21 protein-coding genes and 1 tRNA gene are annotated in these 23211 nt (G+C 73.6%); 11 read left to right on the top strand and 11 right to left on the bottom strand.

Going from position 1 to position 23211, the window contains the following annotated elements; genetic code table 11:
* Positions 1-560: 560 nt before the first annotated feature.
* Positions 561-767 carry a hypothetical protein gene (locus QSK03_RS27700; RefSeq protein ID WP_285658809.1) on the top strand — a complete coding sequence of 69 codons (207 nt, stop codon included), beginning with the start codon at positions 561-563 and terminating at the stop codon, positions 765-767.
* Positions 768-819: 52 nt separating this feature from the next.
* Complete coding sequence (locus tag QSK03_RS27695) at positions 820-2265, top strand: DUF2867 domain-containing protein (RefSeq protein WP_285658808.1); 1446 nt, start codon at positions 820-822, stop codon at positions 2263-2265.
* 47 nt (positions 2266-2312) lie between these two features.
* Here the strand turns inward: QSK03_RS27695 and QSK03_RS27690 are convergent, their stop codons facing one another.
* Positions 2313-3413, bottom strand: a complete 1101-nt coding sequence (locus tag QSK03_RS27690) for a carboxylate-amine ligase (RefSeq protein ID WP_285658807.1) — start codon at positions 3411-3413, stop codon at positions 2313-2315.
* Positions 3414-3513: 100 nt separating this feature from the next.
* Here QSK03_RS27690 and QSK03_RS27685 point away from each other — a divergent pair, with 100 nt between their 5' ends.
* Both QSK03_RS27685 and QSK03_RS27680 read left to right on the top strand, forming a co-directional pair.
* Entirely contained in the window at positions 3514-3972 is a 459-nt protein-coding gene (locus QSK03_RS27685; protein ID WP_285658806.1) for an NUDIX domain-containing protein, read from the top strand.
* A 4-nt stretch (positions 3973-3976) separates the two neighbouring features.
* A complete protein-coding gene (locus tag QSK03_RS27680) occupies positions 3977-5155 on the top strand; it encodes an acyl-CoA dehydrogenase family protein (RefSeq protein ID WP_285658802.1) in 1179 nt (392 codons plus the stop codon).
* Positions 5156-5159: 4 nt separating this feature from the next.
* Here the strand turns inward: QSK03_RS27680 and QSK03_RS27675 are convergent, their stop codons facing one another.
* Both QSK03_RS27675 and QSK03_RS27670 read right to left on the bottom strand, forming a co-directional pair.
* Positions 5160-6572 (bottom strand): GGDEF domain-containing protein, encoded by a 1413-nt coding sequence (locus QSK03_RS27675; RefSeq protein ID WP_285658800.1) that lies wholly within the window; start codon positions 6570-6572, stop codon positions 5160-5162.
* A gap of 701 nt (positions 6573-7273) precedes the next feature.
* A complete protein-coding gene (locus QSK03_RS27670; protein WP_285658799.1) occupies positions 7274-8482 on the bottom strand; it encodes an MFS transporter in 1209 nt (402 codons plus the stop codon).
* A gap of 166 nt (positions 8483-8648) precedes the next feature.
* Here QSK03_RS27670 and QSK03_RS27665 point away from each other — a divergent pair, with 166 nt between their 5' ends.
* Positions 8649-9140 (top strand): DUF3145 domain-containing protein, encoded by a 492-nt coding sequence (locus QSK03_RS27665; protein WP_285658798.1) that lies wholly within the window; start codon positions 8649-8651, stop codon positions 9138-9140.
* A gap of 65 nt (positions 9141-9205) precedes the next feature.
* Positions 9206-9811, top strand: coding sequence for a hypothetical protein (locus tag QSK03_RS27660; RefSeq protein ID WP_285658796.1), 606 nt, complete (start codon positions 9206-9208; stop codon positions 9809-9811).
* An 87-nt stretch (positions 9812-9898) separates the two neighbouring features.
* On the opposite strand, the gene QSK03_RS27655 is transcribed toward QSK03_RS27660, so the two are convergent.
* The 5 genes from QSK03_RS27655 to QSK03_RS27635 form a co-directional block, all read right to left on the bottom strand.
* Complete coding sequence (locus QSK03_RS27655; protein ID WP_285658794.1) at positions 9899-11161, bottom strand: beta-ketoacyl-[acyl-carrier-protein] synthase family protein; 1263 nt, start codon at positions 11159-11161, stop codon at positions 9899-9901.
* Between the two features lie 13 nt (positions 11162-11174).
* The gene (locus QSK03_RS27650) at positions 11175-11417 is read right to left on the bottom strand and encodes an acyl carrier protein (protein ID WP_116710334.1); all 243 of its coding nucleotides are present in this window, start codon (positions 11415-11417) and stop codon (positions 11175-11177) included.
* 91 nt (positions 11418-11508) lie between these two features.
* A complete protein-coding gene (locus QSK03_RS27645; RefSeq protein WP_285658791.1) occupies positions 11509-12489 on the bottom strand; it encodes a beta-ketoacyl-ACP synthase III in 981 nt (326 codons plus the stop codon).
* A complete protein-coding gene (locus tag QSK03_RS27640; protein WP_285658789.1) occupies positions 12486-13421 on the bottom strand; it encodes an ACP S-malonyltransferase in 936 nt (311 codons plus the stop codon). Before QSK03_RS27640 ends, QSK03_RS27645 begins: the two co-directional genes overlap by 4 nt.
* 148 nt (positions 13422-13569) lie before the next feature.
* Complete coding sequence (locus QSK03_RS27635) at positions 13570-14766, bottom strand: PucR family transcriptional regulator (RefSeq protein ID WP_285658787.1); 1197 nt, start codon at positions 14764-14766, stop codon at positions 13570-13572.
* 20 nt (positions 14767-14786) lie between these two features.
* Between QSK03_RS27635 and QSK03_RS27630 the strand changes: the two genes are divergently transcribed.
* A complete protein-coding gene (locus QSK03_RS27630) occupies positions 14787-15446 on the top strand; it encodes a pirin family protein (protein ID WP_285658785.1) in 660 nt (219 codons plus the stop codon).
* Positions 15447-15935: 489 nt separating this feature from the next.
* Here QSK03_RS27630 and QSK03_RS27625 read toward each other — a convergent pair whose 3' ends face one another.
* Together QSK03_RS27625 and aceE are read right to left on the bottom strand one after the other, a co-directional pair.
* On the bottom strand, positions 15936-16139 hold the full coding sequence (locus tag QSK03_RS27625; RefSeq protein WP_116710338.1) for a cold-shock protein: 204 nt from the start codon (positions 16137-16139) through the stop codon (positions 15936-15938).
* Between the two features lie 236 nt (positions 16140-16375).
* Entirely contained in the window at positions 16376-19165 is a 2790-nt protein-coding gene (gene aceE / locus QSK03_RS27620) for a pyruvate dehydrogenase (acetyl-transferring), homodimeric type (protein ID WP_285658777.1), read from the bottom strand.
* Between the two features lie 335 nt (positions 19166-19500).
* On the opposite strand from aceE, the gene QSK03_RS27615 reads away from it, so the two are divergent.
* From QSK03_RS27615 to QSK03_RS27605, 3 genes are all read left to right on the top strand, one after another.
* Complete coding sequence (locus QSK03_RS27615; protein WP_285658774.1) at positions 19501-19938, top strand: DUF3052 domain-containing protein; 438 nt, start codon at positions 19501-19503, stop codon at positions 19936-19938.
* A gap of 63 nt (positions 19939-20001) precedes the next feature.
* Positions 20002-20463, top strand: coding sequence for a peroxiredoxin (locus QSK03_RS27610; RefSeq protein ID WP_285658772.1), 462 nt, complete (start codon positions 20002-20004; stop codon positions 20461-20463).
* A 74-nt stretch (positions 20464-20537) separates the two neighbouring features.
* Positions 20538-20609 (top strand) — tRNA-Val (locus QSK03_RS27605).
* Positions 20610-20722: 113 nt separating this feature from the next.
* On the opposite strand, the gene QSK03_RS27600 is transcribed toward QSK03_RS27605, so the two are convergent.
* Positions 20723-20944: an SDR family NAD(P)-dependent oxidoreductase gene (locus tag QSK03_RS27600; RefSeq protein WP_285658771.1), complete on the bottom strand. Its 222-nt coding sequence runs from the start codon at positions 20942-20944 to the stop codon at positions 20723-20725.
* Between the two features lie 360 nt (positions 20945-21304).
* On the opposite strand from QSK03_RS27600, the gene QSK03_RS27595 reads away from it, so the two are divergent.
* Entirely contained in the window at positions 21305-23083 is a 1779-nt protein-coding gene (locus tag QSK03_RS27595) for a sigma-54-dependent Fis family transcriptional regulator (RefSeq protein ID WP_285658769.1), read from the top strand.
* Positions 23084-23211 lie beyond the last annotated feature (128 nt).

Below are 23211 nucleotides of genomic sequence, written 5' to 3'. Positions count from 1 at the left end.
ACCCCGGCCCCTGCGGAGCGGGCAGGGCGGGGTCGGTGCCGCCGGGCCCGACACGAGGCGCGCCTGCGCGCGCCTCGCCACGGCCCCTGCGGCACAGTCGTGCGCCGGGCGTCGTACGTATCCGGGGTTATTGCGTGTCGGTCCTCGGAGCGGCCCGGGGTGGGCCCGCGCCCCGGGGTCCGGAGCACCTGCTGTACTCGGTATGACGTCGCGGCCGCCGTGGCGGTTCCCTCGACCGCGACCTTTCCGTCGCGAACAGGGTCCACGCGCACGCGTGTGCCCTGCGTCAGCCGAACCACCATGATCTATCCGTACGGCCGGTCGCGCAAACGCCTTTGACGCGGACCACTCCGGCGAACCTGTGTGGCGTTGGTCACAGATGTTGCTCACGCTCCGCCGATCCGCTGGGACGAACGGGTGGGGACGCGGGTTCCGTACCGTCGATACGCTGCGATGTCGGCCCGAACGGGCGACACTGGCGGGGTCGCTCGGCCACGATCGAGTGACCCGCGTCGGGGGGCCGCGGTCCGGGAGACGGAGGCGGATCGGAGGCTGGGGCCATGCGCGCGCGACGGACGGCACGCGACACCGTGATCTGGGTGGTGGCCACCGCCGGCATCGTCGCGATGGTGCTCGACCAGACCATCATCGGGGCGATCCTGCTGGCCTTCGCCGTCTGGCAGCTCGTGCTCGTCGCCCGCCGCGGCGGCGGACTGTTCGTCGACCAGCGCGCCGCCGACCGTCCGGGGAAGCCCACCGTCAGCTGATCGGGCACCGCCCCGGCATGCCCCGCCGCGGCGGGCCCACGAGGATGACCGCATGCGCTGTGCGGTGATCGGGGGAACCGGCTACGTCGGCGTGCGCCTGGTGGGGCGCCTGCTCGCCGCGGGCCACGACGTCACCGTCCTCGTCCGCACTCCCGGCAAGCTCGTCGCCACCGGCTGGGCCGAGCGCGTCGACGTCGTCCCCGGCGACCTCGCCGACGCGGGCGCCGTGGCGACCCTGGTCGAGGGCGCCGACGCCGTCGTGCACCTCGCCCACGCCCTCGAGCACGACGACTTCCCCGACCGCGACCGTGCGGCCGCCTGCCTGGTCGACGCGGCCGCGGCGGACGCCGGCGTGCGGCGCCTCGTCTACCTCGGGGGGTTGCGGCCGTCGTCGGCGACGACGTCACGGCACCTCTCGTCGCGGGCCGAGGTGGCCGACGTCTTCCTCGACGGCCCGGTGCCCACCGCGGCGCTCGAGGCCTCGATCGTCGTCGGATCGGGCTCGGCGAGCTTCGAGATGATCCGCTACCTCGCCGAGCGCGTGCCGGTGCTGCCCGCCGTCCCGTGGCTCGCCCACCGCACGCAGCCGGTCGCGATCGCCGACGTCCTGCACTACCTCGTCGGCGCGCTGGACCTCCCCGACGACGTGAACCGCCGCTTCGACGTCGGCGGCCCGGACGTCCTGAGCTACCTCGAGCTGATCCGGCGCTACCTGCGCCTGGCCGGGCTCCCGCAGAGCGCCGCCGTCCCGGTGCCCGTCCCCGTCCCGCCCGGCGGGCCCGCGCTGGCCGGTCGCGTCGTGGAGGCCCTCACCCCGCTGTCGCGGCACCTCGTCACGCCGCTGATCGAGTCGCTGTCCGAGGACCTGGTCTGCGCCGAGGACGACGTGCTGTCGGTCATCGGGCCGCCGCCCGGCGGGCGCACCACCTACGACGCGGCGGTGCGGGCGGCGCTGGGCCTGCGCCGCGCCGGCGTGCCCGACCTCGACGACCCCGCCCTCGCCTCGCCCGCCGACCCCGCGGGGTCCGGGGGCGCGGTGTACCGCTGGAGCACCGGGGAGCCCTGCCCCGCCGACGCGGACGTGCTCTGGTCGGTCGTGGACGGCATCGGCGGGGACACCGGCTGGTACGTCCCGCTGGGCGCCTGGACGCTGCGCGGCTGGGCCGACCAGCTGCTCGGCGGGGTCGGCGCCTACCGCGGACGACCGGAGGGTCGGCCGCTCGAGGCCGGCGACGTGGTGGACGGCTGGTGCGTGGAGTCGGTCGCGCCCGGCACCGCGCTGCGCCTGCGCTCGGAGCTGCGCCAGCCCGGGACGACGACCCTGGAGCTCGCCGTCGACCCGGACGTCTCCGGCCACGGCTCGCACCTGCGCCTCGCGGTGTGCTTCGCGGCCTCGGGCCTCGCCGGCGTCGCCTACGGCACCGCCCTGCGCGCCGCGGCCCCCGCCCTCTTCGGCGCCATGGCCCGGGGCATCACCGCGCGCGCCGCCTCCATGTGAGCAGTTGGCGCCCCCATCCGGGGCGCCAACTGCTCACGTACGGCCGGTCAGAGGAAGCGCTCGCGGGCGTCGTGGACGACGGCGGCGAGGTCGGTGTCGTCGTTGCCGGACGAGCGCGCGGCGGCGCGCTGGCGCTCCGACCCCGTGCCCTCGGCGAGCAGGCGGGCGCAGCCGTCCGCGGCGCGGTCGCCGTCGCCGGCCTCGTCGAGCGCCTCGGCCACGTGCGCGCGCAGCGCGGCGAGGACGTCGCGGGCCGGCGCGGTGCCGCCGCCGCGGGGGTCGACGAGGTCGGCGGTCAGGCCCCACCGCGCGGCGCGCCAGTGCGCCAGGCGCAGCGCCTCGATCGGGGCGGTCGGCCGCTCCTCGCCCCGCCGGTGCGCCCGGGCGGCGGTGGCCACGAGCGCCCGGGAGAGCACCGCGACCAGCACGGCGTCGTCGACCTCGAGCGCCACGTCCGTCACCCGGACCTCGACCGTCCCGAGCTCGCGGGAGAGCCGGGCGTCGAAGTAGACCATCGCCTCGTCGAGCACCGTGTCCGTCGCCAGCATGGCCTCGACCGCCGCGTCGTAGGCCGCGAGCGAGCCGAACACGCGCGTCGGGCCCGCCGAGGGCCAGCGCGACCACACCACCGAGCGGTAGCTCGCGTAGCCCGTGTCGCGTCCCTGCCAGCCCGGCGAGTTCGCCGCCAGCGCCCGCAGTACCGGCAGCCAGGGGCCGATCCGGTCGAGCACGCCGACGCCCTCCTCGGGCGAGGAGACCTCGACGTGCACGTGCTGCCCGCTCGTGAGCTGCGCGGTGGCGATCGGCCCGAAGCGCTCGGCGATCCGCCCGTAGCGTCCCTCGGTGTTGGCGGCCGACGCGGCCTCGGTCTCCGGCGCGACCGGCGACGTCGCGAGCCCGGCCACGTCGACCCCGGACGCCTGCGCCGCGTCTCGGGCCTCGCGACGCCGGCGGCGCAGGTCGGCGGCGAGGTCCTCGGCCGTGTGGTGCGGGGCCGTCGCCGTCTCGACCTGCTCGGTGCGCATCTCGCCGTCGAGGTCCCCGGACGCCTCGTCGCGCACGGCACCCGACCGGCCCCGCGGCGCGCCGCTCGCGGGATCGACGAGCAGCAGCTCCTCCTCGGCCCCGAACGGGGGCAGGTCGCTCATGCCGCCCATCCCACCGCACCGGCCCGCACGTCCTGCCCGGTGGGGCCGCAGCGCCTACCGTGATCCCCCGTGCCGGGAGACGGAGCGGAGCTCGACCCGTATGAGGGGTGACGGCGACGGCTGGGTGGTCTGCGACGCCGGGCACCGCCACTGGGGCCGCTTCGGGGCGGCGGGGCTGCTGCTGCGCCACGGCGGGGCGGTCCTGCTCGCGCACCGCGTCTGGTGGAGCCACCACGGCGAGACGTGGGGCATCCCCGGCGGCGCGCGCAACAGCGACGAGACCGCGCGCGAGGCGGCGCTGCGCGAGGCCGTCGAGGAGACCGGTGTCGACCCGGCCCACGTCCGCCTGACCGACGAGACCGTCGACGAGCACGGCGGCTGGTCCTACGTCACCGTCCACGGCCGCCTCGAGACCGCCGAGCCCCCCGCCCTGGAGCCGACCGACGGCGAGGCGACCGAGCTGCGCTGGACGCCGGTGGACGAGGTGGGTGACCTCCCGCTCCATCCCGGGTTCGCCCAGTTCTGGGCCAGTGCGGACGCCGTCGACCGCCTACTGTGAGGGCATGTCTCCGGACCCCAGCGACTTCCTGGCCGTCGACGCCGACCTGAGCGCCGAGGAGCGCGACATCCGCGACGCGGTCCGCGACTACGCGGCTGCGGAGCTCTCGCCGCGCATCGCCGAGTGGTACGAGTCGAACACCCTGCCGCGCGACATCGCCAAGGGCCTGGGCTCGCTCGGTCTGCTGGGGATGCATCTCGAGGGCTACGGGTGCGCCGGGACCAACGCCACGAGCTACGGGCTGGCCTGCCGCGAGCTCGAGGCCGTCGACTCCGGGCTGCGGAGCTTCGTCTCGGTGCAGGGCTCGCTCGCCATGTACGCGCTGCACCGGTGGGGCTCCGAGGAGCACAAGCAGCGCTGGCTGCCGTCGATGGCCACGGGTGACGCGCTGGGCTGCTTCGGCCTCACCGAGCCCGACGCCGGCTCGGACCCGGGCTCGATGCGGACCCGCGCGCGTCGGGACGGCGACGACTGGGTGCTCGACGGCACCAAGATGTGGATCACCAACGGGACGCTCGCGGACGTCGCGGTGGTCTGGGCGCAGACGGATCCCGACGCCGGCTCGACAGGCATCCGCGGCTTCGTCGTGCCCACCGACACCCCCGGCTTCACCGCGAACGAGGTCAAGCACAAGCTCTCGCTGCGCGCGTCGCTGACCGCCGAGCTGGTGCTCGAGGGCGTGCGCCTGCCCGCGGACGCGATGTTCCCTGAGGTCACCGGGCTGAAGGGTCCCTTGAGCTGCCTCAACGAGGCCCGCTACGGGATCCTGTGGGGCGCGGTCGGGGCGGCACGGACCTGCTACGAGTCGGCTCTGTCGTACGCGATCGACCGCGAGCAGTTCGGGCAGCCGATCGCGGGGTTCCAGCTCACCCAGCGCAAGCTCGCCGACATGGTCGTCGCGGTGAACCAGGCCGGGCTGACGGCCTCGCGGATCGGGCGGCTCAAGGACGCCGAGCAGGTCCACCCCTCGCAGGTCAGCTTCGGGAAGATGGCGAACGTCCGCGCCGCGCTGGACGTCGCCCGCAGCGCCCGCACGGTGCTCGGCGGCAACGGGATCACGCTCGAGTACCCGGTGTTCCGGCACATGACCAACCTCGAGACCGTGCTGACCTACGAGGGCACCGAGGAGATGCACGCGCTCTCGATCGGCCAGGCGGTCACGGGGATCGCCGCGTTCCGGTAGGGGCCTACCGCGGGGGTGCGCACTCCACCCGGTTGCGGCCCCCGTGCTTCGCGGCGTAGAGCGCCGCGTCGGCGCTGACCATCAGCCCGTCGACGTCGCGGGACGCCCGCGGGAACGTGGCCGTGCCGATGGAGGCCGTCAGGCCCGTGACCGTGCCGCCGCCCAGCGTGGGGGCGACGGTGACCTCGCACTCGCTGATGCTGCGGCGCAGGCGCTCGGCGATCCGGCCGACCTCCTCGGGCCCGGCCTCGGCGAGCAGCACCACGAACTCCTCGCCGCCGAAGCGCCCGACCGCGTCGTAGGGCCGGACCTCCGAGCGCAGGGTGTCCGCCACGGCGCGCAGGACGGCGTCGCCGACGAGGTGCCCGTGCCGGTCGTTGATCGCCTTGAAGGCGTCGATGTCGACCATGATCACGCCGAGCTCGCCGCCTCGGCGGCGCAGGCGGGCGAGCTCGCGGTCGGCCTGGTCGCGCCACGCGGTGGCGTTGGCGAGGCCGGTCTTGGGATCGGTGCGCGCGGCGCGGGCGAACTGCTGGATCAGGAAGCCGCGGTGCATCCCCATCACGGGGACGAGCAGGACCGGCAGCAGCCACGGGGTCGTGAGCGCGATGACGGCCAGCGCGGCGCCGAGCGCGAGCGCCCCGAGCCCGATGAGCGTGTCGGTCGGGGAGCCGAGCCGCTGCCACCACGGCGTCCCGGGGGCGCTCAGGCAGATCATGAAGACGACGAGGCCGTGGTTGACGACCCAGCGCGTCAGCCCGGCGGCCACGAGCACGAGCAGCCCGACGGGGCCGGCGACCTTGACGAGCAGGCCGCCGGGCATGAGCTCCAGGACGGCCCACGCCGCCACCGAGGCGATGAGCACGGTCGCGGCCGAGTAGGTCCACCGGTGCACGACGGGACGCTGGCTGACCCGCAGCCACCAGTAGGCGAACGTCACCACGACGAGCGCCAGCGCGAGCCCGAGGGGCAGCAGCAGCAGCCCCGCGAAGCTCCAGACGGACTTCAGCTCGATGTAGGGCTGGCCGTCGGCGACGATCTCGCGGCGACGCTCGATGCCCCGCGCCGTCTCGACGTGGACGACGAGGCCGAGGACGAGCAGCCCGAGCGTGCGCCAGTCGGCGGCCCCGACGGGCTCGAGCCCGGCCACGGCCAGCGAGAGGACGACGGCGACCAGGTCGACGAGCAGGACCGCGACGACGACCCGGCGCGGGGCCTGCCAGAGGCTCCAGCGGCGCGGGTCGGCGCGGCGCAGGTCGAACCGGCGGTACGGGGGCTCGGCCGACTCGGCCGACTCGGCCGGGGAGGCGGTGACGTCGGACGCGGGAGCCGACCCCGTCGACCCGCGGCGCCGGCGACTGGGACGAACGGGGCGCACCGGGCTGTCCCCGTCGGCCGAGGCGGCCACCGCCGTCACCGGGCGTACGGGGTGGTCCGGAGGTGTTGCTCCGGGCGCGGGAGCAAGCCCGGAACCGGGCTCTCCAGGAGCCCGCCAGGGCTCGCGCGCCGTCACGATGTGTGACCTCCTCCAGGCCCCGTCGGGACCGCTCCGGGCGTCTCCCGTGTGCGGAACACGGTACCGACGGTCTGTGGATCTCGGCAGCAGGCGTCACCCATTGGGAAGAGATCACCCCCTTGGTTGACGCCCAGTCGCCGTCTGGTCACACACAGCTCCATTGATGAGCATCAAGGGGCGGATGCGCCGCAGACCTGCGCCGGATGTGACAGTTCGGTCGCTCTCCGTCAATGCGGAGGGCGGTCGCACGGACGTCCGGCGTCGCGGCGCGGTCCATCACACGGAGTGTGCGATGGGCCACGTCCGTGTCGCCGGGTCCCACCCGTCCCGCGCGACGTCGGAGATGATCACGAAAGGAGCCCTCCGTGGCCGACTCGAACTGGCACCGCGACTCGAACTGGCACTTCGCGGACTCGAACTGGCACCGGGACTCGAACTGGCACTTCGCGGACTCGAACTGGCACTGATCGGTACTGTCGGGATGGCGTCGTCGGGTGGGGGAGCGACGGCACCCGATCGCCGCGCACGTCGCGACACGACCGGCGCTCTCGCTGCATCGGTGGCAGCGAGAGCGCCGGTCGTTCGTGCTCCGAGGCTCCAGGTCACGGGGCGCGGGCCCGGGACCACGCGACCGCGCACGCGAAGGCGACGAGCACCCCGACCGCCCCGGCCGCGGCCACGGCGGGCGCGGGGCCCGTGATCTCGGCGAGCAGGCCGGCCAGGAGGACGCCCAGGCCCTGGGTGACGCGCAGCGCCGTGACGGCGAGCCCGAACGCCTGGCCGCGATGGGCGTCGGGGACCGCGGCGACGAACGCCGCGTTCGCGGGCACCTGGTAGGCGCAGAAGAGCCCGGACAGCACCCACAGGGCGAGGACCCCGGCCAGCGGCGGGTCCAGTGCCGAGGCGACCAACGGCACGCACGACGCCACCGCGAGCGGGCCGAGGAGCCGGTTGCGGACGTGCGGCGGGACGAGGCGCGTCAGCAGCACGATCCCCAGCGCCGCACCCAGCGGGTTGGCCGCGAGGAGCAGGCCGACCGCGACGGGACCGCCGCCCAGCGCCGCCGCGTATGGCGCGGCGAGCCCCTCGATCGTCACGACGAACGCCGAGACGCAGGCGAGGGCGACGAGGGCGCGCAGGCGTCGGTCGCCCGCGACGATCCGCGCGCCCGAGCGCAGCCGGGCGTGCTCGTGGGCCGCGCCGGTCGCCCGCTGCTCGACGACCCCGTACTGCAGGATCAGTGCCGAGACGACGAACGTCGCCGCGTCGGCCAGCAGCGCGGTCGGCACCCCGACGACCGCCACGAGCGGGCCGCCCAGGGCGAAGCCGAGCACCTGGCCGCTCTGGTATGTCGTCCCCGAGATCGCCGACGCCACGACGTAGCGCTCGCCGTGCAGGACGTGGGGCAGGATCGCCGCGCGCGCGGCGGCGAAGGGCGCGGCGAGCAGCTGGCCCGCGACGACCAGCAGGCACAGCGCCCAGAAAGGCATCCCCGGCACGGCCATGAGCGCGAGCAGGCCCGCGCGCAGGAGGTCGGTGACCACCATCGTCGCCCGTCGCGGCGCCCGGTCGGCGATGCCGGAGAGCAGGGGGCCGGCGACGAGGTCGGGCAGGAACGTCAGCGCGTAGGTCAGCGCGGTGAGCCCGGCGGACGCGGTCTCGGTGAACACGAGCACGGCGAGGGCCACGCGGGCGACCTGGTCGCCGAGGACCGAGAGCAGCTGCGCGAGCCAGAGGGCGCGGAACTGGGCGTCGGCGAGGACGTCACGGAACCGGGCACCGTCCGTGTGGGGACGGTCATCCTCGGTCACGGTGGGACGACTCTACGGATCTCGGGCCCGACACGCCCGGAATCCGGTGACACTGGCGCCACAAGAGCATCACGGTGCACACTGCGTCCCGGTTGCGATCAGTTCGATCTCTGCCCGCTCGCGAGGACGTTGGGGAAGGCGCTTCTCGTCGAGTCGGAGGTCAGCAGTGAGCACCCGTGGCGTGATCTACGTCCACTCGTCGCCGTCTGCGGTCGGCCCGCACGTCGAGTGGGCGATCTCGAGCGTCCTCGACGCTCGTGTCGTGCTGGACTGGACCGCGCAGGACGCGGCTCCGGGGTCGGTGCGTGCCGAGGTGTCGTGGGACGGACCCGTGGGCACCGCGGCTCGCTTGGCGACCGCTCTGCGGGCCTGGGGCATGGTCCGCTTCGAGGTCACCGAGGACCCGTCGCCCGGCACGGACGGCGAGCGCTTCAGCCACGTCCCCGGGCTCGGCCTGTGGCACGGGCGCACGAGCGCCAACGGCGACATCGTGCTCGGCGAGGACCAGGTCCGCGCGGCGCTGTCCGGCGCGTCGACCCGTGAGTCGCTGACCCGCCGCCTGGACGATCTCCTGGGCACCCGCTGGGACGCCGCCCTCGAGGAGTTCCGCTTCGCCGGCGACGGCGCCGCGCCGGTGCGTCTGCACCAGGTCGGCTGATCACCGCGTCCTCGGGGTCCGTGCCGCGCCGAGGCGTCGACGGGAGGGCTGGCAGGCTGGACGGCATGCTCGGGCGGTTCCGTGACGGCGCGCTGGCCGATCGCCTGCGCCCCGGGATCGTCCTGCCGATCGTGCTCGCCGTCGCCCTGGTCCTGCTCGTCGTCGCCGGCGCCCTGCTCGGGGCGCGGGCCGCTGCCGTGGGCCGGTCGGCGATCGGCGACACGGGCCCGGTGCTCGTGGGCGCCGAGCTGCCGGGCGACGGGTCGGCGGGCCCGCCCGCCGTGTCGTTGTCCGCCGCGGCCGCGGTGCACCCGGAGTCGGGCGCGGTGCGCGACCTCCTCCAGCGCTGGACCGACGCGCGCAACGCCGGCGACCTCACCGCCTACAGGGCGGCGCTCGTGCCCGAGGCGCGCATCGACCCGGCGACCTTCGCCGCCACCGCCCGCACCCAGCGGGTCGGGTCGGTCGTCGTCCGGCGCATCGACCCCGTGGCGGGCGGCGAGCTCGTCGTGCCGCTCGGGTACGTCACGACGCAGGACCCGGCCGTCGCGCCGCCGGACGTGCGCGTGCCGCGGCTGTGCTGGCAGGTCAGCGCCGTCGTCGAGACCGGCGGCGGTGCGCCGCGGCTCGTCGACCCGCGGCCGGGCAGCCAGCTGCGCACGCCCTGCTGAGCGGACACGCTCGGTTCGGCGTGTCGCGCCGGCGAGGATGTGGCGATCCTGGCGTCACACGCCAGGAAAGCCGCATCGCTCGAACAGTCAGGCCGGGGTGAACGCCAGGCAGACGTTGTGCCCGCCGAAGCCGAAGGAGTCGCTGATCGCGGCGTCCAGCGTCGTCTTGCGAGCCTCGCCGGCGACGACGTCGAGGGTGACGTCGGGGTCGAGGTCCTCGAGGTTGGCGGTCGGCGGGATCAGGCCCTCGCGCACCGAGAGGATCGTCGAGATCGCCTCGACGGCCCCGGCCGCGCCCAGGAGGTGACCGAGCGAGCCCTTGGGCGCGGTGAGCACCGGGTGGTCGCCGATCGCCTTCTTCACCGCCACGGTCTCGGCCACGTCGCCCACGCTGGTCGCGGTGGCGTGGCAGTTCACGTGGCCCACGTCGGAGGGCTCGAGGCCCGCCGTGCGCAGGGCGGCGGCGATCGCGCGCGACTGGCCCGTACCCTCGGGGTCCGGCGCGGTGATGTGGTACGCGTCGGCGCTGGTGCCGATGCCCGCGAGACGCCCGTGCACCGTGGCGCCGCGGGCCGTCGCGAAGTCCTCGCGCTCCATCACGACCATGCCCGCGCCCTCGCCGAGCACGAACCCGTTGCGGCCGGTGTCGAACGGGCGCGAGGCGCGCTCGGGCTCGTCGTTGCGCAGGGCCATGGTGCGGGCCTGGCTGAAGCCGGCGAGCGTGATCGGGTGGATGCAGGCCTCGGTGCCGCCGGCGACGACGACGTCGACCTCGTTCGCCTGCAGCATCCGCCAGCCCCAGGCGATCGCCTCGGCGCCGGACGCGCAGGCCGACACGGGCGCGTGGACGCCCGCGGCGGCGCCGAACTCGAGACCGACGTGCGCCGCCGGGCCGTTGGGCATGAGCATCGGGATCGTCAGCACGGCGACCTTGCGCAGGCCCTGCTGCTCGAGGATGTCGTCCTGGCCGAGCAGGGTCAGCGCCCCGCCGATGCCGGTGCCGATGATGACGGCGAGCCGCAGCGCGTCGACCTTCGGCGAGCCGTCCTCGGTCGACGGGTAGTCGCCGAGGTCCGCGTGCTGCCAGGCCTCGCGCGCCGCGATGACCGCGGTCTGCTCGCTGCGGTCGAGGCGGCGGGCCTCGACGCGCTTGATGATCTCGGTCGGCTCCGTGGCGAGCTGCGCCGCGATCTTGACGGGCAGCTCGTAGGTGTCGACCCAGTCCTGCTCGATCTTGGAGGCGCCGCTGCGACCGGCCAGGAGGCCGTCCCAGGTGGTCGCCACGTCGCCGCCGAGCGGGGTCGTCGCGCCCATTCCGGTGACGACGACCCCCTGGCCGGTGCTGCTCACGACGTCGCCCCTCTTAGGAGTGGTTGGAGATGTAGTCGACGGCGTCCTGGACGGTCGTGAGCTTCGCGAGCTCGTCGTCCGGGATCTTGACGCCGAACTTGTCCTCGGCCTGCACGGCGATCTCGACCATCGAGAGCGAGTCGATGTCGAGGTCGTCGACGAACGACTTCTCGGAGGTCACCTCCGCGGCGTCGACGCCGGCCACCTCCTCCACGATGCTCGCGAGGTCGGGCAGGATCTCTTCGTTGGTCGCCACGGGCGTCCTTTCTGGTGCGGGTACTTCGGGCCGTGCCCGGGTGGTGGGCACCGTAGGGCAGGTCAGGGCAGCGCGGTGACAGGCAGGACGGTCAGGGCAGCACCACGACCTGCGCGGCGTACGACAGGCCGGCGCCGAAGCCGACGATCAGCGCGACGTCGCCCGCCTTCACCCGCCCGGCCCCGCGCATGTGGTCGATCGCGAGCGGGATCGAGGCCGACGAGGTGTTGCCGGAGTGCTGGATGTCGTCGGCGACGCGCAGGTCGTCGCGGCCGCCGACCTGGCGCAGGCGCTTGGCGATCGCCTCGACGATGCGCAGGTTCGCCTGGTGGGGCACCAGCACGTCGATGTCGGAGGGCTTGAGCCCGGCCGCCTCGACGGCGCGCAGCGCCACCGGCGCGATCTTCGTGGTGGCCCAGCGGAAGACCGCCTGGCCCTCCTGGCGCAGCGCGTCGGTCTCGTCGATGTGGATGCTCGACACGAGGTCGCCGGCCGCGCCCCAGATCACCGGGCCGACCCCGACCTCGTCGTCGCTCGCGGCCGGACCGAGCACGGCCGCGCCGGCGCCGTCGGCGAAGATGATGCAGGTCGAGCGGTCCTGCATGTCGAGCCAGTCGGAGAGCTTCTCCGAGCCGATCACCAGCACGTGCTTCGCGGTGCCGGACCGGATCATGTCGCCGGCCAGCCCCGTGCCGTAGCAGAAGCCCGCGCAGGCGGTGTTGACGTCGAACGCGCCGATCCCGTTGACGCCGATGCGGTCGGCGGTCTGGGCGGCGGCGTTCGGGATCGGCTTGGGCATCGTGCAGGTGGCGACGATGACGGCGTCGAGGTCGGTCGGCGCCAGGCCGGCGTCGGCCAGGGCCTTCGACCCGGCGTCGACGCCCATCGAGACGACCGAGTCCTTCTCGGAGCCGAAGCGGCGCTCGACGATGCCGACGCGGCTCTGGATCCACTCGTCGTTGGTCTCGACGATCTTCTCGAGGTCGTGGTTGGTCACCACGCGGTCGGGCTGCATGCTGCCGAGCCCGAGGATGCGGGCACCCGGCGTCTGGCTGGCGAGCTGGAGCTTCACGCGGCCTCCCCGCGGAGCATCGTGACGGCCTTCTCGAGGTCGTCGGGGGTGTTGATGTTTCCGACCGGCGTCCCCTTGATCTGCCGCTTCACCATGCCGGTGAGCGTGCCGCCCGGGGTCAGCTCGACGGCGGCGTCGAGACCCCGCTCGGCCATCGTGTCCATGCACGCGTCCCAGCGCACCGAGCGCGTCACCTGGGCGACGAGACGGTCGAGGAACTCCGACCCGCTCGTCACCATCGCGCCGTCGGCGTTCTGCAGCAGCGGGTGCGACGGGTCGGCGGGCGCGAGCTCGTCGCGGTGCTCGCCGACCCACGACGCCAGCGCCTTCTCGGCGGGCTCCATGAAGCGTGTGTGGAAGGCGCCGGCGACCGAGAGCGGCCGCACGCGGGCACCCTCGGGCGGGTTCGCGACGAGCTCGTCGACGGCGTCCTTGCGGCCGGCGGCGACCACCTGGCCGGAGCCGTTGCGGTTGGCGGGCTCGAGGTCGAGCTCGGCGAGGCGGGCGAGCACGGCCTCGGCGTCGCCGCCGAGTACGGCCGCCATGGTGGTCGGCTCGGCGGCGCAGGCCGCGGCCATCTCGCGCCCGCGGACGGCGGCGAGCGCCACGGCCTGCTCGGCTTCGATGACCTCGGCGATCGCGGCGGCGGCCAGCTCCCCGACGGAGTGGCCGGCGACCACGGCGTCGTCGGGGACGGTGACCTCGAGCCGCAGCTGGTCCCACGCCAGCAGCGCCGACGCGACGAGCAGCGGCTGGGTCACCGCGGTGTCCTCGATCGCCGCGGCGTCGGCCTCGGTGCCGAGGTGGACGAGGTCGAGCCCGGCGGCGTCCGAGAACGCCTCGAGCCGCCCGCGTGCCTCGGGGCGGTCGAGCCACGGGGCGAGCATGCCGGGCTTCTGGGCGCCCTGGCCGGGAGCGAGGATCGCGATCACGTGCTCACCTCATCACGGCCCCACGTCGAGCCGAAGGCGTCGGGGCGACGAACTCGCGTCCGCCGTGGTTGTCGAGTTCCCACAATGCCGCGCGTCACACACCTGGGGAAGGTGATCCGACCGGGCGGCGTCCTCGCTGGTGAGGGCGTCACCGGGCCGGTCCGTCAGGGCTCAGGCGATCCAGACCCATGGCCAGTCGGAGCACCAGCGCGCCCCGCGCGTCGCCGGGATGCTGCCCCGTGAGTTCGGCCACCCGCCGCAGCCGGTAGCGCACGGTGTTGGGGTGGACGAACAGCCGCCGGGCCGCGGCCTCGAGCACCCCGGCGGCGTCGAGGTAGCTCTCCACGGTCGTCTCGAGGTCGCCCGCGCCGCGCAGTGGACCGGCGACCTCGCGGCGCAGCTGGTCCACCGCCCCGGCATCGCCGTCGAGCACGCGCTCGGGCAGCAGGTCGTCGGCCGCGACCGGCCGGGGCGCGCCGGGCCACGCCCGCACGGCGCGGTGGCCGGCGAGCGCCGCGGTCGCGCTGCGGTGGGCCGCGGTCAGGCCGGACACGGTCGGCCCGTGCACGACCGCGCCCGGGCCGAACGACGCCGACAGGTCCGCGAGCGGGGCGCCCGGCCCCGCGATCATCACGAGCTTCGCGCCGTGGGTCCCGAGCAGCACCGTCGCCCCGGCCCGGTGCGCGGCCCGTCGCACCGCGTGCAGCGGCTCGGGCGGCTCCTCGGCGGGCGGCTCGCCGACCACGACCGTCGCCTCCGCCGCCGGGTCCCACCCGAGGGCCGACGCCCGCGACAGCAGCGTCTCCTCGGCCTCGCCGCGCACCACGGCGTCGACGACGAGCGCCTCGAGCCGGGCGTCCCACGCCCCGCGGGCCTCGGCGGCGCTGGCGTAGACCGTGGCCGCGGAGAACGCCACCTCGCGCCCGAAGCGCAGGATCGCCTGGACGAGCGCGGCCTCCTCCCGTTCGTCGGCACCGAAGGGCGGGATCCGCTCCTCGAACACCTCGATGGCGATGCGCACCAGCTCGACGGTCTGGCGCAGCGTGACGCGGCGGGCGAGGTCGATCGGCGCGGTGCGGAAGGCCTCGGCGGTCAGCCGCGGGGTGGCGTCGGGGTCGCGGAGCCACTCGACGAAGTTGGCGGCGCCGGTCTGGGCGACGACGAGGACCCCGGAGCGCTGCTCGGCGGTGAGGCGGGAGAACCAGGCCAGGCGCTCGGCCATCGCGGTCACGCTCGCCGCGGCGAGATCGCCGGAGGCCTTCTCGAGACGGCGCAGGGTGGTCGCCCGGACCGCGGCCCGGGCACGCGTGCGGTGGCCTGGCCCCGGAGCCGCCGCGCTGCTCATAGGCGGGGAGCATGGCACGGATGGCGACCGTGCGACGTCTCCCGCGGGCCGACCGACCCGTCAGCTCGGGCGGCGGCGTGCACTCGCGCCACGGCCTGTCGTTCGGGGCGCACTACGACCCGGAGCGCACCTCGTTCGGCGCCCTGGTCGCGCACAACGACGACGTCCTCGACGCGGGCGTCGCCTACGGCGCCCACGAGCACCGCGACGTCGAGATCCTGGCGTGGGTGCTGGACGGGACGATGATCCACACGGGGCCGGACGACGTCGAGACGGTTGCGCCCGCGGGCACCCTGCAGCACCTCGTCGCCGGCACCGGGTGGCACCACGACGAGCGCGCAGGCCCCGACGGCCCGGTGCACCTGCTCCAGCTCTGGGTGACGCCGGCGCTCGACGACCCGCCGGCGGGCGAGCCGTCGCTGACCCACCACCGCCCGGACCTCGCCGCCGGCCCCTTCACGCTCGGGCTCCGTCGCCCCGGGGTGACGGTGACGCTGGTGCGGGTCGGGGCGGGGTCGCGGCTCGGGCTGCCGGAGGGAACCTTCCGGCACGTGCACGTGGCCCGGGGCTCGCTGGACGACGTCCCGACGGGCGACAGTCTGGAGATCACGGGCCCGGGGTCGTGGGACGTCGACGCCGGCCCCGACGGCGCCGAGCTCGTCGTCGTCACCACCGCCTGACTCCCGGCGCCCCTCGGTGGCGTGGGCCGGGCCGGGCGGGGTGGCCCGGAGCGAGGGTCACCTTCGGTGCGTGGAGCGCAGCGAGGGACGCCCTCGCTCCTCGTGGGGCTGAGGGGTCGCCGGGGTGGCGCTGGATCGAGGGGCGCCCTGGCTGCGTGGGGCGCAGCGAGGGACGCCCTCGCTCCCCGCGGGGCTGCGGGGTCGCCGGGGTGGCGCTGGATCGAGGGGCGCCCTGGCTGCGTGGGGCGCAGCGAGGGACGCCCTCGCTCCACACCCCACGACGCTCGCGCCCCACCCGCCCGTCGCGAGCGGCACCTCGCGCACCGCCCGACCCGTCGCGAGCGGCACCTCGCGCATGATCGAGAAGCCGCGCGGCCTGCGGAACGTGCCACTCGCGCGGCGCTAGCCACCCGACCCCGGACACACGACGGGGGCGGCGCGTCTCCCGACGCACCGCCCCCGTTTTCGAGAGGTAACTCCGCTGCGTGCTTACAGCGGCGTGACCTGAACGGCCTGCAGGCCCTTCTGGCCCTGCTCGACGTCGAACGAGACGCGCTGACCCTCGTCCAGGGTGCGGAAGCCGCGGGCCTGGATGGCCGAGTAGTGGACGAACACGTCAGCGCCACCACCGTCGGGAGCGAGGAAGCCGAAGCCCTTCTCGCTGTTGAACCACTTGACGGTGCCTTCTGCCATTCCTGCTCCTCATACCGATGTCCCGAGGCGTCGATCAGCCCCGGCCTTCAGATCCGCCGCTGGAGCCCGAGGCTCCGTACGTCGGAGTCGCGCCGTCGGATCGCTCGAGGACGACCGGCGACGTGACGTCGACAGCCTATCCGGAAGGACGGGGTCGCCCACCAGCCCCGACCGCGATCCCGCGACGAACGGTCACGACACGATCACAGCAGTGATCACACGGGCCTCACTCGTGATCACGCGACCCCCGAGTCCGAGGTCTGCGGGCCGGCCGCCTGCGGGTCGTCGACCTGGTACTGCTCGGCGGCCCGGACGACCGTGTCCTGCCCGACCTCGCCGCGGCGGGCGAGCGCGGCGAGGACCCCGACGACGATGTTCTCGGCGTCGACACCGAAGTGCCGGCGCACGGCGGGACGGGTGTCGGAGAGGCCGAAGCCGTCGGTGCCCAGCACGGTGTAGTCGCCGGGGACCCACTTGCGGATGAGGTCCGGGACGGTCTTCATCCAGTCCGACACCGCCACCACCGGGCCGGCCGCGTCCGCCAGGGCCTCGGTGACGTACGGGGTGCGCGGGTCCTCGCCGGGGTGGGCGTGGTTGAACTCGTCGCACGCGGTGCCGTCGCGGCGCAGCTCGCCCCATGACGTCGCCGACCACACGTCGGCCTGCACGCCCCACTCCTGCGCGAGCATCTCCTGCGCCTGTAGCGCCCACGGCATCGCGACGCCCGAGGCGAGGATCTGCGCCCGCGGGCCCGGGCCGCCGGGGGCCTGGGCGTAGCGGTAGAGCCCGCGCAGCAGCCCGTCGACGTCGAGGCCCTCGGGCTCCGCCGGCTGCTGGTAGGGCTCGTTGTAGACCGTCAGGTAGTAGGAGACGTTCGGGTCGCGGTGCGGGTCCGGCTCGCCGTACATGCGGGCGAGCCCGTCGCGCACGATGTGCCCGATCTCGAAGGCGTACGACGGGTCGTACGCGACGATGCCGGGGTTGGTCGCCGCGAGCAGGTGCGAGTGCCCGTCGTTGTGCTGCAGGCCCTCCCCGACCAGCGTCGTGCGTCCCGCGGTGGCGCCGAGGTAGAAGCCGCGCGCCATCTGGTCGGCGGCCGCCCAGATGCCGTCGCCGGTGCGCTGGAACCCGAACATCGAGTAGAAGATGTAGATCGGGATCATCGGCTCGCCGTGGGTGGCGTACGACGTCCCCACCGCGGTGAACGAGGCGACGGAGCCGGCCTCGTTGATGCCCTCGTGCAGCAGCTGGCCGGCCTCGGACTCGCGGTAGGCGAGCAGCTGGTCGTGGTCGACCGAGGTGTAGAGCTGGCCCTGCGGGTTGTAGATCTTCAGGTTGGAGAAGAACGAGTCCATCCCGAAGGTCCGCGCCTCGTCCGGGATGATCGGGACGACGCGCTTGCCGATCTCGGCGTCGCGGGTGAGCTCCTTGACCAGGCGGACGAACGCCATCGTCGTGGCGATCTCCTGCTTGCCCGAGCCGCGCTTGACGACGTCGTAGACCTTGTCGCCGGGCAGTACCAGCGGCTTGGCGTGCGTCCGGCGTTCGGGCAGCGGGCCGCCGAGCTGGCGGCGCCGGTCGAGCATGTACTCGATCTCCGGGGCGTCGGCGCCCGGGTGGTAGTACGGCGGCAGGTACGGGTCGCGCTCGAGCTCGGCGTCGCTGATCGGCACGCGGACCTCGTCGCGGAACGTCTTGAGGTCCTGCAGCGTCAGCTTCTTCATCTGGTGGGTCGCGTTGCGGCCCTCGAACGTCGGGCCGAGCGTGTAGCCCTTGATCGACTTGGCGAGGATGACCGTCGGGCGGCCCTGGTGCTCCATCGCCGCCTGGTAGGCCGCGTAGACCTTGCGGTAGTCGTGGGCGCCGCGCTTGAGGTTCCAGACGTCGTCGTCGCTCATGTCCTTGACGAGGTCCTTGGTGCGCGGGTCGCGCCCGAAGAAGTGCTCGCGGACGTAGGCGCCGTCGTTGGCCTTGTAGGTCTGGAAGTCGCCGTCCGGCGTGGTGTTCATCAGGTTGATCAGGGCGCCGTCGCGGTCGGCGTGGAGCAGGCGGTCCCACTCGCGGCCCCAGATGACCTTGACGACGTTCCAGCCGGCGCCGCGGAAGAACGACTCCAGCTCCTGGATGACCTTGCCGTTGCCGTGCACCGGGCCGTCGAGGCGCTGCAGGTTGCAGTTGATGACGAAGGTCAGGTTGTCCAGGCCCTCGGCCGCGGCGACGTGGATCGCCCCGCGGGACTCCGGCTCGTCCATCTCGCCGTCGCCGAGGAACGCCCAGGTGTGCTGCTGGGACGTGTCCTTCATGCCGCGGTTGTGCAGGTAGCGGTCGAAGCGGGCCTGGAAGATCGCGTTGATCGGGCCGAGGCCCATCGACACCGTGGGGTGCTCCCAGAACCAGGGCATCAGCCGCGGGTGCGGGTACGACGGCAGTCCGCCGCCGGGCCCGGCGTGCGATAGCTCCTGGCGGAACCCGTCGAGGTGCTGCGCGCCGAGGCGGCCCTCGAGGAACGCGCGGGCGTAGATGCCGGGGGAGGCGTGGCCCTGGATGTAGACGTGGTCGCCGCCGCCCGGGTGGTCCTTGCCGCGGAAGAACCAGTTGAAGCCGACCTCGTACAGGGAGGCCGCCGACGCGTAGGTCGAGATGTGGCCGCCGACGCCGACGCCGGGCCGCTGCGCGCGGTGCACCATCGTCGCGGCGTTCCAGCGGATCCACGCGCGGTACCGGCGCTCGGTGTCCTCGTCGCCCGGGAACCACGGCTCCTGGTCGGTCGGGATGGTGTTGACGTAGTCGGTCGAGTACAGCGGCGGCACCGACACGCGCCGCTCCCGGGCGCGTTGGAGCAGCTGCAGCATGATGTAGCGGGCGCGCTGCTCGCCCTGCCCCTCGAGCATCGCGTCGAACGACTCGATCCACTCGGCGGTCTCGTCCGGATCGATGTCGGGCAGGTGCGACGACAGGCCGTCGCGGATGATGTGGACCCGACCGTCGGCGTTCCCGGTGTTCGCGGAGCCCTTCTGGGTGGTCACGGATCGTTCTCCCTGTCGCTCGTGGTCGACGGCTCCGGGCCGAGTCCGGATCGCGGGCCTCCGGCCTGTTCTCGTCATCGATTCTGCCCGGTCGGCCGGGGCGTCGCCGTCCCGCCGGACGTGGTGCCGTCGTGGTGCTCGTGGACCATCGTCGCCCGCTGTGCCCCTCCCGTCACGCGTACCGACGGGTAGCCGCGGCGGCTGTTGGCGAGGGCTGCGCGCGGGTACGTCCCTCCGCGTGGCTGGTTGCGCCAGGTACGGCGGGCGTGTTCGCTAAGCGCTTCGGACGGGTGACGTGCGCCTCTGTGGGCGCCATCAGTGAAGGGGGAGACCGCGTGGTCGCGGCCACGGGAGATTCGGACAAGTCCGATCTCGCCGGCAAGCTCGGCATCGAGCCGGGAATCATCGTGCAGGAGCTGGGCTGGGATTCCGACGTCGACGAGGAGGTCCGCAGCGCCGTCGAAGACCGCGCCGGCGAGGACATGCTCGACGAGGACGCCCAGGAGGTCGTCGACGTCGTCCTGCTGTGGTGGCGCGACGGGGACGGCGATCTCGTCGACACCCTCGTGGACGCCCGCTCCCCGCTGACCGACGAGGGCGTCATCTGGGTCCTCACCCCCAAGACCGGCACCGACGGTCACGTCGAGCCCTCCGAGATCGCCGAGGCCGCGCCCACCGCGGGGCTCTCGCAGACCTCGAACGTCAGCCTCTCCGAGGGCTGGGTCGGCACCCGCCTCGTCCCGCCGAAGGCCTCCGCCCAGCGACGCCGCTGACCTGGGCTCCTCGCTACGCTGGACGGGTTTCGGGCACCCGGACGGACAAGGAGACAGGTCCACATGACCGTCGAGGTGGGCTCGCAGGCCCCCGACTTCACGCTCAAGAACCAGGACGGCCAGGAGGTCTCGCTCGCCGACTTCCGCGGCGACAAGGCCGTCCTGCTCGTGTTCTACCCGTTCGCCTTCTCCGGGATCTGCACCGGCGAGCTCTGCTCGGTGCGCGACGACCTCTCGGCGTTCGAGAACGACGACGTCCAGGTGCTGGGGTGCTCGACCGACACCACCTGGTCGCTCAAGGCGTGGGCGAACCAGGAGGGCTACACGTTCCCCCTGCTCTCGGACTTCTGGCCCCACGGCGCGGTCGCCGAGAGCTACGGCGTCTTCTCCGCCGACCTCGGCTTCGCCTTCCGCGGCACCTTCCTGATCGACAAGGATGGCGTCGTGCGGTTCGCGGAGCACAACGGCCCCGGCGACGCCCGCGACCAGCAGGGCTGGCGCGACGCGGTGAAGCAGCTGTCCTGAATCTCGCTCGCGCCCGGAGCGAACGTGCTGTTCGCTGCTTCTATGCGGACGAAGTCCTCGTTCGCTCCGGGTCGGGGCGCGTAGCTCAGCGGAAGAGCAACGGCCTTACAAGCCGTCGGTCGCAGGTTCGAATCCTGCCGCGCCCACACATGTGGTGTCTCAGGACATCGGCATAGCCCCGAACCCTCATGGGTTCGGGGTTTTGGAGCGCACCGGGTCTGGTGGAGTGGCGAACCACCTCCACTGAACCCGGTGCGGTTCAGTCGCCCCATTCCGGGCCGGTGATCTCCGCGAACGGTGCGAGTCCGACGATCCCCGCGTTCGCCAGCAGGATGTCGACGCCTCCGAGTTCGGCGACCGCCTGGCTCACCACGCCGGCCATCGCGGAGGTGTCCGCCACGTCGGCCTGGATCGCCACACAGCGACGGTCGAGCGCCTCGACCAGCTTCACCGTTTCGGCAAGGTCGTCGGGCCGGGACATCGGGTGAGTGGACGCTCGGCTTCTACGCGGCGACGTCGCAGACGACGATGTCCGCTCCCGCCCGTGCAAAGGTGAGGGCGTGGTTGCGGCCCGGGCTGCGCGCCCCCTGGTGATCAGCGCGACCTTGCCATCCAGCTTTCCGGCCATGATCTGCTCCCGCGTGCCTCGTCGAACGGATGGACCGTCGAGCGTGAGGAGAGCGTGCAGGCGGAGCACCGTCCGCGGCAGACGAGCACCTCGGTGGCTGCCGTCCTCGAGAGCCCGAGGAGGACTGTGCCAAGGTGACACACTGACGGGCCCCTGCCGGCCCCGATGATGCGGGCGGGCACAGGAGCCCAATTCTCGTACGGGGGCGGGCCAATGGTGGTCGCGAAGCGATGCGAGGACGAAGGTTGGCCACCTCGCGCCTTCGACGTCGATACGGACCTCCCGACCGGGGTGCCCCCGGCGATCCGACATTCGTGGATGCGGAGCAGGCTCGCCCATGTCCCCCAGGACCGGATCGACCTTCCGTTCGCTCAGCCCGCGGCAGCAGGAGATCGGCTCCGGCTCGCCGCGGAGCCGGTCCTCGGTCGGTTCGCCCAGCAGCTGGACGGTACGCAGATCGGGATCGTGCTCGCCGATCGGGACGCCCGGGTCGTCGGTCGATGGGCCGGGGAGCGCTCCGCGCTGAGGCGCCTCGCGGGTGTCTCGATCGAGGAGGGGTTCGTCCTCGCCGAGGAGTTCGCCGGGACGAACGGTGTGGGGACGACGCTCGAGACCCTCGCTCCTGTCGCCATCCGGGGCGCTGAGCACTACTCGGAGTCGTGGCGGGGATTCGTATGTGTCGGGGTTCCCCTCCGGCACCCGCTGACCCGCAGGCTCGAAGGGGTGCTGAACCTCTCCTGCCCGGTGCGCGAGGAGAACCCTCTCCTCCTGCCGACAGTGCTCGATCTGGGCAGCCAGATCGAGCACGAGCTCGCGAGCCGCTCGTCGCTGCGCGAGCAGGCCGTCTTCGAGGAGTTCCTGGCCCGGAGTAGGTCGACTTCCTCGGCCCTCGTGGCGCTCGCTGATCAGTTCATGCTCACCAACGCCCCGGCTGCGAGCCGACTGCAGCCCAGCGACCAGGCCCTGCTGTGGAACCAGGCGGCCGAGGCGTTCAGCGAGGCGACGACCGTCGTCCGGTCCTTCCGGCTCAGCACGGGTGAGGACATCCGAGCCCGGTGCACGCCGGTGCGCGTCGCCGGCCGTGCCATCGGTGCCCTCATCGAGGTGGACGAGGACGGGCCGCGATCACCCTCGTCGTTCCACCTCGACGGCGCTGTCGCGGGGTATCGCAGCCGCGCCTGGCTGCGTATCGAACGTGTCCTGGCCGGCTTCGACCTGGGTCCCGGCGCGCGGCTGCGCATCCTGGGCGAGGAGGGGACGGGGAAGGCGACCCTGGCCGACCGGATTCACCGCCGCCTGGCCCACGCCGGCACCGGCCCGCGGGGCGAGCTGACCGAGGTCGGGTGTGAATCGCCCGCCTTGGACGACGAGGACCTCGACGGGATCGCCCGCCGCCTGCGGGAACCCAGCGGCGCGTTGCTGATCCGCGGCGTCGATCGTCTGGAGGCCCCAGCGGCCCACCGCGTTCTCGACCTGTTGGACGACGCGCCGGCCCCTCCGTTCGTGGTGACCACCGGATCCCCGGGTGACGACGGACGCTACCGGGCTCTCGACCATCGGTTCGGTCAACAAGTCCTGCGGGTACCGCCTCTGCGCGAGCGCCGCGACGACATCCCGGATCTCGTCTACGAGATGATTCGCCATGCCGACGTGCCGGTGAGGCGGGTGACACATCCGGCGATGGCGGCGCTGATGAGCTACGAGTGGCCGGGGAACGTCCGCCAGCTCGCTGCGACTCTCGCCGAGGCGGTGGCCGTGAGCAGTGGACCCGATCTCGATCTTTCTCATCTACCCGGGCGCATCCGCGCCGGTGGGGTGGGGCGTCGGAAGCTCAGCAAGATCGAGCAGGTCGAGCGGGATGCCATCGCCGAATCCCTCCGCGCGAATGACGGCAACAAGATCCGCACAGCAGAGCACCTGGGTATGTCGCGGTCGACGCTGTATCGCAGGCTGCGCCGCTTCGGCTTGGACGTCGATCGCTCGCTGGTCTGACTGGTTCGTCGCTGCCCGCGGTTCCGGGGGAGGTGTGCCAAACACGGACACCGGGGCCCCGCCATGACGGACCTAGCGTGTGCCTTACCGAGACACCGACCATTCGGGTCGACCGTGAGGAGGGCGAA

Source organism: Actinomycetospora sp. NBRC 106375 (assembly GCF_030269665.1).
Taxonomy (GTDB): Bacteria; Actinomycetota; Actinomycetes; order Mycobacteriales; family Pseudonocardiaceae; genus Actinomycetospora.
The sequence above is the reverse complement of the archived record's forward strand: the minus strand, read 5'-3'. Positions and strand labels throughout refer to the sequence as shown.